Annotated in this window: 11 protein-coding genes; 5 read left to right on the top strand and 6 right to left on the bottom strand. The window is 65.9% G+C overall.

All coding sequences use genetic code 11. From position 1 onward, the window contains the following. The 5 genes from NQJ30_RS18615 to NQJ30_RS18595 all read right to left on the bottom strand — a co-directional run. Nucleotides 1–294 (bottom strand): orotidine 5'-phosphate decarboxylase / HUMPS family protein (locus NQJ30_RS18615; protein ID WP_255771761.1); only part of this gene is annotated, 294 nt, incomplete at its 3' end. A 109-nt stretch (nt 295–403) separates the two neighbouring features. Next, on the bottom strand, nt 404–1,633 hold the full coding sequence (locus NQJ30_RS18610; protein WP_255771759.1) for a glycosyltransferase 87 family protein: 1,230 nt from the start codon (nt 1,631–1,633) through the stop codon (nt 404–406). A 61-nt stretch (nt 1,634–1,694) separates the two neighbouring features. Beyond that, nucleotides 1,695–3,041: a glycosyltransferase family 87 protein gene (locus NQJ30_RS18605; RefSeq protein ID WP_255771757.1), complete on the bottom strand. Its 1,347-nt coding sequence runs from the start codon at nt 3,039–3,041 to the stop codon at nt 1,695–1,697. 150 nt (nt 3,042–3,191) lie between these two features. Continuing rightward, nucleotides 3,192–4,301, bottom strand: coding sequence for a GTP pyrophosphokinase (locus NQJ30_RS18600; protein ID WP_255771755.1), 1,110 nt, complete (start codon nt 4,299–4,301; stop codon nt 3,192–3,194). Between the two features lie 202 nt (nt 4,302–4,503). Next, a complete protein-coding gene (locus NQJ30_RS18595) occupies nt 4,504–5,544 on the bottom strand; it encodes a LacI family DNA-binding transcriptional regulator (protein ID WP_255771753.1) in 1,041 nt (346 codons plus the stop codon). Between the two features lie 191 nt (nt 5,545–5,735). Here NQJ30_RS18595 and uriH point away from each other — a divergent pair, with 191 nt between their 5' ends. Genes uriH through NQJ30_RS18580 form a run of 3 tightly spaced genes read left to right on the top strand, consistent with a single transcriptional unit; the run spans nt 5,736 to nt 9,123 of the window. Further along, nucleotides 5,736–6,734, top strand: coding sequence for a uridine-preferring nucleoside hydrolase UriH (uriH, locus tag NQJ30_RS18590; RefSeq protein WP_255771752.1), 999 nt, complete (start codon nt 5,736–5,738; stop codon nt 6,732–6,734). After that, complete coding sequence (uriT, locus tag NQJ30_RS18585) at nt 6,731–8,152, top strand: uridine transporter UriT (protein WP_255771750.1); 1,422 nt, start codon at nt 6,731–6,733, stop codon at nt 8,150–8,152. Before uriH ends, uriT begins: the two co-directional genes overlap by 4 nt. Beyond that, nucleotides 8,149–9,123, top strand: a complete 975-nt coding sequence (locus NQJ30_RS18580) for a ribokinase (RefSeq protein ID WP_255771749.1) — start codon at nt 8,149–8,151, stop codon at nt 9,121–9,123. Before uriT ends, NQJ30_RS18580 begins: the two co-directional genes overlap by 4 nt. A 116-nt stretch (nt 9,124–9,239) precedes the next feature. On the opposite strand, the gene NQJ30_RS18575 is transcribed toward NQJ30_RS18580, so the two are convergent. Beyond that, nucleotides 9,240–10,769 carry a purine-cytosine permease family protein gene (locus NQJ30_RS18575; RefSeq protein WP_255771748.1) on the bottom strand — a complete coding sequence of 510 codons (1,530 nt, stop codon included), beginning with the start codon at nt 10,767–10,769 and terminating at the stop codon, nt 9,240–9,242. 107 nt (nt 10,770–10,876) lie between these two features. Between NQJ30_RS18575 and NQJ30_RS18570 the strand changes: the two genes are divergently transcribed. Continuing rightward, a complete protein-coding gene (locus tag NQJ30_RS18570; protein ID WP_255771747.1) occupies nt 10,877–12,427 on the top strand; it encodes a helix-turn-helix domain-containing protein in 1,551 nt (516 codons plus the stop codon). Nucleotides 12,428–12,631: 204 nt separating this feature from the next. Beyond that, complete coding sequence (locus NQJ30_RS18565) at nt 12,632–13,588, top strand: DUF559 domain-containing protein (RefSeq protein ID WP_255771746.1); 957 nt, start codon at nt 12,632–12,634, stop codon at nt 13,586–13,588. Nucleotides 13,589–13,687 lie beyond the last annotated feature (99 nt).

The following is a 13,687-nucleotide window of genomic DNA, read 5'->3' as shown; positions in this document are numbered from 1 at the left end:
GGCCTTCACGGCGCCGGCGATGGTGGAGTCATCGGCTGCGCCGAGGACGGTGACCAGGTCAGCGCCGGCCTTGAAGGCGATGTCGGCTTCGAGCTCGCCGGCGTCCATGGTCTTCAGGTCAGCGAAGACGACCTTGTCCGGGTGGGCGTTCTTGACCGCGGTGATGACGGAGAGGCCTTCGGCCTTGATCAGCGGGGTACCGAGCTCGATGATGTCCACGAATTCGGCAACCTGACCCGCGAGTTCCAGGGCGGCTTCGGTGGTCAGGAGGTCGATGGCAACTTGAAGCTTCATGATGGCGTTTACTTTCTGTAGGAACTGCGATGGGTGGGGACTTGGGGTCCTGACATCCATCGTCCAGTCTTTTACAGAGGGGCGGAACGCTATTTCGGGATGGTTAGAACTACCTGTTTGGGTAGGCCTGCCGGACCGCCGTCGGTTTCCGTCCGAGCTCAGCTGTCCGCTTCACCGACCACCACAGCAGCACCACGAGGAGCACGTTGCGGGTGGTGAGGATGGCTGCCATGACCGGGTGGGCGTGGATGAGCGGGGTGTAGAACAGCGGGTAGATCACGAAGGTGGTGATGGCAATGCCCATCAGCAGGGCGGCGGGGACCTTCCAGCGGTCCCAGTCGTGGGTCAGGCCCGCAACGATCACCGGCGCGAGCCAGATGATGAACTGCGGCGAACCCACTTTGTTGAACACGATGAATGCCGTGACCATCATCAGTGCGCCTTCGAGGAAGAGCTCCTCCCGCTCGGCGCCGCGCTTCAACGCCCGGACCAGGAGGATGGCCGCCACCACTGCGGCGACGATCAGCAGCGGCTGCATCAGGAAGGCGGCCACGGACGCGCCCGGCCCGTAAACCTCAGTGGAGTTGATGGCCGTGTTGTCCGCCATCTTCGAGCCGGCAATGTGGAACACACTCAGCCACACCCACGGCGTGGAGAACGTGGCCTCGAGCTGCATGCCCCGCTCGCCCTGGTTGGTGAGGAAGTCCATGATGTGCGGGAGGCCGCCGGAAAGGTATGTGCCCAGGCCCACCACCGCGGTGACTGCGACGCCTGAGGCCAGGACTTGGATCCGCTTCCGGCTGGCAATGACAATCGGCACGAGGACGGCCGCCGGCCACACTTTGATCCACGTGGCGACGCTCAGCAGGACGCCCGCCACCACCGGGCGTTCGGCCGCGTAGAGCAGGGCTATCAGCACTATGGGGGCAGTGATGCCCTCCACGCGGGCGAAGCTGAGGTACCCCATGAAGACGGTGAAAAACAGCCACCACCAGGCCGGGGCAATGCCCCGCACCTTCCGGGGCCCCCGGGTCAGGAACACCAGGCCGACGGCGTTGAGGGCCGTGATGATCAGGAACCAGCAGAGCAGGTAGAGACTGGTCCCGGCGATGTTCGCGAGGAAGATCGGGAGTTGTGCCAGCACCGGATATACCCAGGGGCTAATCTTGCCGTCCAGGCTGGCCGGGTTGTAGCCGTCCATGGCCCACTGACGGTACTGCTCGGTGTCGCTGAAGGTGTCGCCGTTCAGGAAGAACGACGCCATCCAGCCCAGGAAGTACAGGTGGATGACCGCAAAACCCCACCAGACACTGGACGGGCGGGCGAACCAGCCCACCACCGGGGCGGGCAGGAGTTTGCTGCGGACACTGACCAGCCGGTCGAAGAACGTCGTGGAAATCTCAGGACTCCTTGAGCGCGGGAACGGACGCGGGAGTCTTCTTGCCCAGCGAGTACAGCCGCCGGACGGACCACAGGAACAGGACCACCAGGAGCACGTTGCGGATGGTCAGCACGCCGGCCATCAGCGGGTTGTTGTGGCTGAGGGCGTCGTAGAACAGCGGGTAGATGAAGAATGTGGCCACGGCGATGGCAATCAGCATGGCTGCGGGCACCCGCCATTCACGCCAGCTGTGCGCCAGGCCCACGGCCACGGCGGGAGCCAGCCAGACCATGAACTGGGGCGAGCCCACCTTGTTGAAGACCACAAAGGCGCTGGTCAGGGTGAGGGCTCCGGCGAGAAGCAGTTCGGTGCGGTCCACGCCGCCGTCGGCCCCGCCGTTGATCTTGCCGTTGTGCAGTGCCCAGAAGGTCAGGCCGGCCACGAGGAGGGCCGCCAGAATCAGCAACGGCTGCATCAGCACGGACATGACGGCGGTGCCGGGGCCGTCCACCTGCATCGAGTTGATATCGGTGTTCATGTACATCCGGGAGTCGCCGATGTTCAGCACGGACAGCCACAGCCAGGGCGTGGTGAAGGTGGCCTCCAACTGCATGCCCCGGTCACCTTGCTGGGTGAGGAAGTTCAGCAGCTTGGGCACGCTGCCTATGGCGGCTGCCAGGCCCACCACCACGGCCGACGTTGCCACGCCGGCCAGTGCCACCAGCAGCCGGTTCTTCACGACGGCGAAGAGGGCAAGCATCACCGCGGCCGGCCAGACTTTGACCCACGTGGCCGCGGCCAGGATCACCGAGGTGATGAACGGCCGGCCCACGCCGTAGGCCAGTGCGACCAGGACGATCGGAGCCGTGAGGCCGTCCACGCGTGCGAAGCCCAGCCAGCCCATCAGGAGCGTGAAGATCAGCCACCACCAACCCGCGGGAATTGCGTCCTGGTTGCGGCCGCGGTCCGTCAGCTTGGCCAGGCCCCAGCCGTTGAGGAGCGTGGTCATCAGTACCCAGAGGAAGAAGAACGGTCCGGGTCCGGCCAGCCCGGCGATCGCCATGGGGATCAGCGCCAGGATGGGGTACACCCAGGGGCTGGGTCCGCCGGTGAGGTTCGCGTCATTGAACCCGGCAGCAGCCCAGTCACGGTAGATGAAGGTATCGCTGAACGCCTCACCCCGGAGGGACAGCAGGGCACCGAAGATCAGGAAACCGAGGTGCACCAGGATGAATCCGGTGAGCAGCCCGCGGGAAGTGTTCAGCCACGACCGTACGGACGCCGGCAGGATGACGTTGCGGATCCGGGTGAGTGAGGCGAAGAATGCGTCCGTGGAAATGGCGGAATCCTTGTCAGAGAGGGGCAAAACGGGCGCCGGATCGTGCCGCGGGGCGGGAACCGGAAGCTTCGGGGGTCCGTTTATAACAGCCGCCCCTACGAGTCAAGGGTAGTTGACTGTCCGCGGTGCCCAATAATTTGCGCCACGGGACCGCCTCATCTTTACGGCCTGAAAAGGTCAGCTGGATTTGGTGTGGCGGTAGCGTTCAATCTGCTTCAGCCGCCGCAGGAGGCTGTCGCGCCGCGGGTGCGGGACGGCGTCGGGCGCTTCCGCGGTGAGGTCGATATGTTTGGTGCCGTACTGCCAGAGCAGGAGGTCATCGAGCAGGCGGTCCGGGCCGGGGGAGTAGCGGTGGTCCAGGGCCTTGCGGACCTCGGTGATGCGTTGGGCGCTGAGCAGGCCGGCCAGTTGGACGGTCTGGTTCAGGCCGTGGGCGGCCATCAGTTCCGCCGCCCAGCCCCAATCGTCGTCCACCTTGCGGTCCACATGCGGGAGCAGGGTGCGCCATACGTCGCGGATCCGGTTGGGGGTGAGCGGCGCCGCGCCCTCGCCCTCCATGTCCCAGTAGCTGCGGACCTCCTCATACCGTTCGTGCAGGTCCGCGAAAGCGCCCTCCACGGTTTCCAGCATGGCCGCGGTGGCGGTGAACTGGCGGTCGAAATGCGGTGTCCAGGCGCGGGGATCCTCGGCCTTGAAGCGGATGTCGTGCTCAATTTCGCTCCAGGCGTGTGCGAAGACCGTCCGGATCTGGCATTCGAAGAAGTAACTGCCGTTGGGCGGGATGTCCGGATTAAAGACGTGCTGGTACTCCTTGACGGCCTCGTTCTGGATGGTGCGCAGGATGAGGTGGCGGCTGGAGTAGCCATAGGTTCCGGATTCGATGGAACCGATGTCCTTCTCCCGGTCCCCGCGGCAATCAAATACCTGGCGCTGGCGTTTGATGATGTTGGCCACGAGTGCGTTTTCGGCAGGCAGTTTGGTGATCACCCGGACACCCACCATGTCGTTGAGGGTGCGGAACGGGTCCGGGAACTTCAGCACCGGAGGGCCGCCCGGCTCAAGCGGCTCCTCGATGCGGGAAATCTTCTCGCGGAACGACTCCACCGTCTTGGTGCGCCCGGTGACGAACAGCGGTGTCACCTCGCTGTCCTTGAGCATGCGGCGCAGGATGAGCAGGACATCACGGGTGACCAGCTTCAGGGCCGGGCGGACGCGCTCGTAGAGCTCCACGTTCTCCTGCACGGATTCGCGGAGGCTGACGTCCAGGCTGTCCCAGTTACTCGGCATGTTCCCAGCTTACGGCGGCCCTACGACACCCTCCCGCCAGGACGCTCTCGCAGTTCCTGCAGGAAAACCGGCAACGCTCTCTCACTTTCTTCGGGAAAGTGAGCGAGCGTCGTCCCGGAACCTGCGTTAAGTGAGAGAGGGTCGTCCGAAAACCTGCGGGGAGTGAGAGAGGGTCGATGACGGGAGGGGTCAGGGGGAGGGGTCAGGGGGACGTGGAGTTGCGGACCACCAGGGAGCTTTCGAGCGTCAGCTGGGGCTGCTCGAGCTCGCGGCCTTCCATCAGGCGGCGCAGCTGCTCGCCGGCCTTCAGTCCCAGGGGGGTGGCGGGCAGGTGCACGCTGGTCAGGCTGGGATTGCTGGTGGCGGAGTACGGCAGGTCGTCGAAGCCCGCGATGGCCAGCTGTCCCGGGATCTGCACACCCGCCACGCGTGCTTCCTGCAGCACGCCGTAGGCATGCGTATCGGTACAGCAGACGACGGCGGTGACCCCCTTGCGCTGCCACCGCGGCCATGCAGCGGCGAAGGCACGCGCTGCCGCGCCGACGTCGATAGTGGTGCTGATGATGTGATCGGAATCCACGGTCATCCCGTGGTTCGCGGCCTCGGCGAGGAAAGCCTCGCGGCGAAGGGCGAACGTTGCCGTCCCGGTGACGCTGTCCACGTAGGCCACCTTCCGGTGCCCTGCGGCTGCCAGATGGGCCGCCAGTTCCCGGGCGCCGTGAGCTACGTCCAGATTCACGGACGGCGCATAGGCCTCCAGCCCCGGAGCGTCGAGCAGCACCAGCGGCCCGGCCACGCCAAGGTCCTCCAGGAACCCGGCATTCGGGGCATCAACCAGCAGCCCTGCAGGCCGCAGGGCCATCAGCTTCCGGACGTCGTCCGCCTGCGGAAACTCGCCCGCGTCGGTGACGGAGAGCAGCAGCTGGTAATCGGCGCCGAGCGACTTGCGCACGCCGGCGATCACCTTGGCGAAAAACGGGTTGGAGATGTCGGGGGCCACCAGGATGACGATCGAGCTGACGCCTTTGGCCAGTGAGCTGCCCACGCTGTCCACCACGTAACCGAGCTCGGAAATCGCGTCCTGAACCCGGCGGATGTTCTCTTCCGACACGCGGCCGGCGGTCTTGCCGTTGGCCACCAGGGACACTGTCGCCGTCGAGACGCCCGCGCGGGCCGCGACCATCGCTGCCGTGATCCGCCGCGACCGCAGGGGCTGCCGCTGCTGCTGTTCCACGGATTCCATTCTCCGATCGTAGTAGGCCGGGAGCGCAGGCAGCGTACCGGTCCGCTCAGCACGCCTGGACCGGAGTTAGTCAAGCGCTTGACGTGCGGCAACGTTAAGCGCTTGACGCAATGCCTGTGGTGGTGTCATGATCGCAGTATTAAGTGCGCGCCCGCTGCTCGTGCAGGCCCCAATGACGTGGAGAATTTAAAGTGGAATCTGACACAACGAAACCCGCCCCGAGGAAGATCATCCTCGATTGCGACCCCGGGCACGATGACGCCGTCGCCATGCTTCTTGCCCACGGGAACCCGAATATCGAGCTGCTGGCCGTCACCACGGTGGTGGGCAACCAGACCCTCGAAAAGGTCACCAAAAACGCCCTGTCCGTCGGGACCATCGCCGGCATCACCGGGGTTCCCTTCGCCGCCGGCTGCGCCCGCCCGCTGGTCCGCACCATCGAAAACGCCCCGGACATCCACGGTGAAACCGGCATGGACGGCCCCGCCCAGCCCGAGTCCGCCATCGAACTGGACCCCCGCCACGCCGTCGACCTCATCATCGACACCGTCATGGCGCACGAACCGGGCACGGTCACCCTGGTCCCCACCGGCGGCCTCACCAACATCGCGCTCGCTGCCCGCAAGGAACCGCGCATTGTGGAACGCGTGAAGGAAGTTGTCCTGATGGGCGGCGGCTACCACGTGGGCAACTGGAGCGCCGTGGCCGAATTCAATATCATCATCGATCCCGAAGCCGCGCACATCGTGTTCAACGAGAAGTGGCCCGTGGTGATGGTGGGCCTGGACCTCACCCACCAGGCCCTGGCCACCCCGGAGGTGGTGGAGAACATCGCCGCCGTGGGCACCGGACCGGCCAAGTTCGTACTGGAACTCATGGAGTTCTTCACCAAGACCTACAAGGACGCCCAAGGCTTCGACTACCCGCCCGTCCACGATCCCTGCGCCGTGGCCTACGTCATCGATCCCAGCATCGTCAGCACCCGCAAGGTTCCCGTGGACATCGAACTGCAGGGCAAGCTGACGCTCGGGATGACCGTGGCCGACTTCCGTGCCCCCGCACCCGCGGACTGCCACACCTCCGTGGCCGTGGAGCTGGACCACAAACGGTTCTGGGACCTCGTCACCGATGCGCTGGTCCGGATCGGCGAACCCGCAGGCCTCGAGGCAACGGCAGGGTCCAACGCATGAGCACCTCTCCCACAATCACAAAGGGCGGCAACATCACCGCCCTCATGGTGGCCCTGCTCGCCGCCTGCGTCGCCTTCCAGCTCAACGCGTCCATGCTCAGCCCCGCCCTGGTCACCATGGGCAAGGAGCTCAACACGGACCAGGCCACCATCGGCCTGTCCCAGACCTGGTTCTTCACCGCGGCCGCCCTGTTCTCCCTCTTCCTGCCCCGCCTGAGCGACATCATCGGGCGCAAGAAGGTCCTCCTGGGCATGATGGTCCTGATGGCAGCCGGTTCGGTCATCGCAGCCCTGGCCCCGGACGTGACCTGGCTCTTTGTGGGCCGCATCATCCAGGGCGTCAGCGGCCCCACCGTGCCGCTCTGCCTCATCATGCTCCGCTCAGCCGTCAGCAGCCCGAAGAAATACGGCACGCTGATGGGCCTGATCACCGCGGTCAACGGCGGCGTCGCCGGCGTGGACTCCTTCGTGGGCGGCTATTTCGCCGAACACTATGGTTTCCGCAGCATTTTCTGGCTCATGGTGGGCCTCGCCGTCGTCGCCACCGCCCTGATCGCCTTCCTTGCCCGTGAAAGCAAGCCCGCCGCCGGTACCACCATGGACTGGCTGGGCGTGTTCTTCATTGTGATTGCGGTGGGTGCCCTTCTTACGGCCCTCAACGAAGGCTCCAAGCTTGTGGGCGCCTTCGATTCCGGCACGCTGATGCTGTCCATCGGCCTGGTGGTGGTTGCCGCGGCGGCATTCGCCGGGTTCTGGACCGTGGAAAAACGCGCCAAGCAGCCCATGGTGGCCACCGTCCACCTGCGCCAGCGCTCCACCTGGGCGCCGTTGCTCACCACCACCCTGACCATGACCGGCATCTTCGCCGTCATCAACGGCATCGTCCCCGCCTACGTCCAGGCCGCGGACCCCGGATTCGGCATCGGCCCCACCGAAATGTCACTGATCATCCTCACCCCGTACGCCCTGCTCGGCTGGCTGGTCGGTCCCATCAGTGGCCGGCTCGCCCCGATCTTCGGCTACACCAAGGTCCTGCGGATCGGCATGGTTGGCAGCATCGCGGCCCTGGCCATCATCGGATTCTTCGGCCTCAGCAGCCTGCCCATGATGATCGCCGGCACGGTCTTGCTCGGCATCATGTACGCCGGTACGGTCAACATCATGCTTAACGGCCTCGGAGTTGTGCTCTCACCTGCCGGAAACCCGGGCTTCCTGCCCGGCATGAATGCGGGCGCCTTCAACCTCGGCGCCGGCCTGAGCTTCCTGGTGTTGCCCGCGGTGCTGGTGGCTACCTCGGCCCTCGGCGATGCGAAAGCGTCCTACCTGAGCGTTGTCGTCACCGGCCTGGTCATCACCGTGGCTGCCTTCGCGGCCTCACTCCTGATCCCCAAGCCGGTTGAGGCTGAGGTGACCGAATGAGCGCGGCAACGGCTGAATCCAAAGGCCGGATCGTCGTCGTCGGCTCCCTGAATGCGGACCTCACCATCTACTGCGAGCGGTTGCCGCAGCCGGGCGAGACGGTGCACGGCAACGGTTTCGCCGTGAATCCGGGCGGCAAGAGCGCCAATCAGGCAGTTGCCGCCAGCAGGCTGGGCGCAGACGTCCTCCTCGTCGGTGCCGTGGGGGATGACTCCAACGGGCAGATGCTGCTCTCCTCAGCCTCCGGTGCGGGAGTGGACGTCGGGAATGTCCGGACCGCCCCGGCGGAGACAGGCGTCGCCGTCATAGCTGTCGATGCCGACGGCGAGAACAACATCATCATCTCGGCGGGGGCCAACGGCACCCTGACTCCCGCGGACGTCGCCGCGGCAGCGGATGTCATCGACGGCGCCGCCGTCGTCTGCCTCTGCCTGGAAGTCAGCATGGACACGGTGCTGGCCGCCGCGCAGGCAGGGCACGACGCCGGCGCAACAGTGGTGCTGAACCTCTCGCCGTACGCGGAGATTCCGCAGCAGCTCGCGGACCTGACGGACGTCCTGCTGGTCAACGCCCACGAAGCGTCGCAGTTCCTGGGCTCGGCCGAGATTCCCGGCAGCGACGGGGACGCCGGCGACTGGGAAACGGTCCGGCTGCGCTTTGCCGAGCGCGGGCTGCAGCGGGTCCTCGTCACGCTCGGGGCGAACGGCTCCGTGGTGCTGGATTCGCTGGCCGGCCCGGAGCAGCAGCTCGTCCAGATCGCACCGGTCAGGGTCAACGCGGTGGACACCACCGGCGCTGGCGATGCGTTCACCGGTGCCGTGGCCGCGCGCCTGGCGGCCGGCGCGTCACTGGCTGACGCCGCCGCCTTCGCCTCTATCGCTGCCGCGCTCGCCACCACCCGCAAGGGTACCCAGGCGGCCTACCCCGACGAGGGTGACGTCAAGCGCGTGCTGGCCGCGGGCGTCTCCTGACAGGCTGAACGGCACATAGGCTGAACGGCGCACAGTCCGAACGGCGCACAAAAGAAGCGCCCGACGGCGGCAGTCTCCTGCCGCCGTCGGGCGCTTCCTTGTCTGTGGTTATTTCGTCAGAGCCCGGCCGGTGCGGTGGGCTGGGTGGCGAACTTCAGGTCGGCGGTTGCCTGGGCAACGATTTCGGCCGGCAGGGCCGAGTCCAGGTGCCTGCGGTGGTAGACCGGGCCCAGGAGGGCGTAGGAGCCGGCGCTGGCCAGGCCGCCTGCGAGCCAGGAGAGGTCCCAGCCGCCCAGTGCCACCGCGATGGGTCCCTGCATGGCGGGAACAAGCCCGTACATGAACAGCCAGGTGGCGAAGATGCCCACCAGGAGGGACACCACACCGGCCCAGTTGACCACGGGGAGCCGCTTGGTGCCGACGGCGTCGAAGAGCCGCTCAGGGTTGCCCGGGTGGCGCTTTTCGAGCCAGAAGTAGTGGACCAGCATGACTCCGCCCCAGGCGGCAACCCAGGCAACAAGCCCGATGAGCCACGCGTCCAGGACCGCTGCGAAGTCCTCCTGGAAGATGAAGAAGACGACGGCGGCGAGGGAGAAGACGCCGACGAACAGGTTCAGCTTGCGGCGGCTGATGGTGATGTCCAGCGCCTGGGTTGCCACTGAGAACGTGTAGATGTTCAGGATGTTCGTGGCGATGGGCCCGTGCAGCACCATCAGCAGTACGGGCAGGGCCATGACGCCGAAGTTCTGGACGATCAGTTTTCCGGGGTCGATTTCGCCGCTGTTGGTGGCGAGGCTGGCGCCGAGGACACCGAGCCAGACTACGGGGATGAACTGGCCCAGGACGGATGCCAGGTAGACCTTGCGCTTGGGGACTTCGGTGCTCACAAACCGGGAGTAGTCGGCGGCGTACGTGAACCAGGTGATGCCCCAGCCGATGCCGATGGCGGTCATCACGGCGCTCATGGCGGCAATGCGGTCGGAGCCCTGCAGGATCTGCCCGGCCGGGCCGGCGTAGCCCCAGTCGATCTTCATGCCGAACCATGCCACTGCGGACATGACGGCCAGGATGATTATGGTGGGCGGCACGGTCCACTTTTCGAACGCTGCGATGGCCTTGTAGCCGAACCAGGCGATGGCTACCTGTGCGGCCATGATGGCGGTGGCCACACCGATCTTCCATGCGTAGTTGTGGGCTTCGGGGTCAACCCAGCCCAGAGTGCCGAAGAGGGCCATGACCAGGTCCAGGATGATCCAGGTGTTCACTGCGCACCAGCCGATCACCAGGAGCGCCTGGATGGCTGCCGGGAGATAGTTGCCGCGCCGGCCGAAGGCGGCGCGGGCCAGGACCATGCCGGTGGCGCCGGTCTTCTGGCCGAGGAGGACGAAGCAGCCGAACAGCAGCATGCCGATCAGGTTCCCCAAAACCAGGACAGTGACAGTGTCGGCGAAGCCGAGGCCGAGGTGGATGCCGAGGGCGCCGAGCACCCAGTTGATCGGTGCAAGGTTCGCGCCGGCCCAGATCCAGAACTGGCCGGAAACTTTGCGCGTGCGCTGGGACTCGGGAATGGGCTGAAGCCAGGCCTCGCAGTCCTCGGCCGGCACCATTGCCGACTCAGACTGCTTAGTGGAGAGGTTGTCTTGCATGGGGGAGCCTCCATGAGTAAAAGGGATAACCCCAGATTATGTGGCTCACGCCACAATCACCACATATGATGTGTCATGAAGATATGCCTTTCACGCGACGGAGTGTCATGCCAATACGACTGCAGGATGTTTTGAAACATTCCACCCTCACCCCCGCGGACCCGGTGATCCGCGCAGCGGCGGCCATTGCGGCCCAGACACAGCTCCGTTGGATCCACTCCAGTGAAGTGCTGGACATCGCCCCGTTACTTGGCGGCGGTGAACTGCTGCTCACCGGCGGCCAGGCCCTGGTCGCGGCGACGGATCAGCGGCGTATCGGCTACATCTGGGAGTTGGCGGAACGTGGCGTGGCAGCGCTGGCCATCGAAACGGGCACGGCGTTGCCCTCCATTCCGTCCGCCATGGTCGGAGCGGCTGAAGCCGCCGGGCTTCCGTTGATAGAGCTCCGCAAACGGGTGCCGTTTGTTGGCGTGATGGAAGCCGTCAACTCCCTGCTGGTGAGCGAGTCAGCCGCGCACCTGCAGCAGGCCGACCGTGCAAGCCATGCCATGGCGGTGGAGCTGGCCCACGGCGGCAGCCTCGACCGGATCCTGTCCGTCCTCGCCGACGCCACCGGTGCGGAGGTTGTCCTGACCACCAATGCGGGCGCCCCGCTGGCAAGCGCCCTGCCCGCTGAGCATGACGCCGACGCGGCACCTGCGCCGGCTGCCAACGCAGAACAGGACCGGGCCCTGACGGTCATTGTTGACGTTTCCGTTCGAGGCATCCCGTCGGCCCGGCTGACGCTCCGCGCCCTGGGCGGAGCCGACGTGAACCTGGCGAGAATCGCGGGGAACCGCTCAGTGGACATCCTGGCATTGGCTTTGCTTCAGCGCATGCCCCCGGGGCTTAAGGAGATGGCCGGCGCGGCCCTGATCCGCGCCGTCGATTCGGGCACCCAGAGCTGGCGGCTCCAACAGCTGGGCCCGGCGGCAGGAATACCGCTGTCAGCGCAGCTGGTCGCCATCGTGGTCCGGTCCCCGGGCTCGCGGCAGCTGCGTACCGCCGTCGAACAACTGCTGGACAGGGCCGGACGGCACAGCGCAAGCTACGCGGACAACGCGGAGCTCCTGGTGCTCGCCGTCCTTCGCCCGGGCAGCACCAGGGAAGACAGGAAGGACATCCTGGCCGGAATGCAGGAGCTTGATTTGCCGGAGGGGAGCGTCAGTGCAGTGGGCCCCGTGGCCGCCGGAATTGCCGCGGCGCCGTGGTCGCTGACCGAAGCCAGGCTGACGCTCGAACTTGCCTCCGCCGCCGGGGTTCACAAACGGGGGACTATGCAGTCCGGGGGCGTACTCGATGCGGAGGAATTCGCGGTGGAACGGCTCGCATCCCATTCCCTGGACGACGCCCGTCGCACGGACTTCGTCCGCCAGCAGCTGGGAGCCATCCTCGACCACGACGAGCAGCGCCACTCCGCCCTCCTGGACACCCTGCGGGTCTGGCTGGACTCAGGCTGCAATACCGCCCAGGCCGCGCGGGAGCTGCATCTTGAGCGGCAGTCCATGCATCAGCGGCTGCAACGGATTTTTTCGCTCTGCGGCGGAGACCCCCGCGGAACGGGGCGGCTGGCAGCGCTGCACCTGGCCACCCGGCTGGCCGCGCTGCAATCCAAATAGCCTGACACCCGATCACCCCCAGCCCAGCCCCAGCCCTGCCCCAACCCCTGCCGCCGCGACGCTCTCTCACTTAATGTGGGTTTTCGACAGACCCTCTCTCACTAAACGTGGGTTTTCGGGGAACCCTCTCTCACCTCCGGCGGCCGAACGGCAGCCTGTGGATAACTTCTGCAGCCTTATGGTGTTTCGGGTCACAATGCCAGCATGCGAAAGCAAGATATTCTGCCCGCACCGTTATCCGCGGCTCCGTTCACCTTCGGCTCCGCCCTGGCCTGCGGCGTTACCCCGGACCGGCTTCGCCGCAAGGATGTCATCAACGTGGGACGTGGCCTCTACCGCCCTGCTGACTGGGATTTTGAGCTGGAAGGCGCCGCCAGGGCGCTGTCCGCCGCGTCGCCCGGAGCTTGGATCTCACACGTCACCGCGGCCCGGCTCCGGTGCCAGCTGTTGCCACCGTGGCTGGCTGATTCCGCGGAGTTGCACCTCAGCAAGCCGCGTTCGCTGCCGTCAGTCCGCCGGAAGGGTGTGTTCGGCCATACCGTCCTGGCCCTAGAAGCCGAGATCGAAGTAATTGATGGCATCCGCATGAGCACACGGTCCCGAACGTGGCTTGATTTGGCGCGGATTCTGCCGCTCAAAGACCTCGTGAGCATGGGTGATGAACTGATCCGCATTCCGCGGGAGGATTTCGAAGGGAGGGCACAGCCCTATGACACGGTGGCCGGACTGCGTGCGTTGGCGGGCCGCCACCCGAATCTACAGGGCATCATCCGGGCCCGTGAAGCTTTGGATCTGATGCGGGTGGGCGCGGATTCGGCCCCCGAGTCGCTGCTTCGGCTGGCAATCATGGATGCAGGGCTGCCCGAGCCCGAACTCCAGGTGGCGTTGCGCGCAGGAGACGCCCGGTCGCCGTCGGCCGATCTCGGCTACCGTCGTCGCCGCATCGCAATCCAGTACGACGGCGGTCATCACCTTGGTGACGCGCAGATCCACAGCGACAGGAGACGGGATAAGGCCTTCGAGGCAGCAGGCTGGACGGTCCTTATTTTCGGCAAGGAGGACTCTGCTGATGATTTCCAGCGCGCAGTCGTGAGGATCAAACGGGCGCTGCGCAGCGCCTGGCTTGATCATCCCGAGGCGTCAGGGTTCGCGAGCCACTGAGAGACCGCGACCTGTGCGTCACAAGTAAGCACTTAAAGCCGTGACGCTCCCTCATCAGAGTGAGAGAGCGTCACGTAAAGACCCACATTAAGTGAGAGA

Origin of the sequence: Pseudarthrobacter sulfonivorans (assembly GCF_024391045.1) — a bacterium.
In the GTDB taxonomy this organism is placed as follows: domain Bacteria; phylum Actinomycetota; class Actinomycetes; order Actinomycetales; family Micrococcaceae; genus Arthrobacter; species Arthrobacter sulfonivorans_B.
Note: the sequence above shows the minus strand (reverse complement) of the source record. Positions and strands in the feature narration are given on the sequence as shown.

Bases quoted from the DNA above. Each gene is read 5' to 3' on its own strand.
- NQJ30_RS18600 (WP_255771755.1), bottom strand. From the start codon at position 4,301: ATGCCGAGTAACTGGGACAGCCTGGACGTCAGCCTCCGCGAATCCGTG.
- NQJ30_RS18595 (WP_255771753.1), bottom strand. From the start codon at position 5,544: ATGGAATCCGTGGAACAGCAGCAGCGGCAGCCCCTGCGGTCGCGGCGG.
- uriT (WP_255771750.1), top strand. From the start codon at position 6,731: ATGAGCACCTCTCCCACAATCACAAAGGGCGGCAACATCACCGCCCTC.
- NQJ30_RS18580 (WP_255771749.1), top strand. From the start codon at position 8,149: ATGAGCGCGGCAACGGCTGAATCCAAAGGCCGGATCGTCGTCGTCGGC.
- NQJ30_RS18575 (WP_255771748.1), bottom strand. From the start codon at position 10,769: ATGCAAGACAACCTCTCCACTAAGCAGTCTGAGTCGGCAATGGTGCCG.
- NQJ30_RS18570 (WP_255771747.1), top strand. From the start codon at position 10,877: ATGCCAATACGACTGCAGGATGTTTTGAAACATTCCACCCTCACCCCC.
- NQJ30_RS18565 (WP_255771746.1), top strand. From the start codon at position 12,632: ATGCGAAAGCAAGATATTCTGCCCGCACCGTTATCCGCGGCTCCGTTC.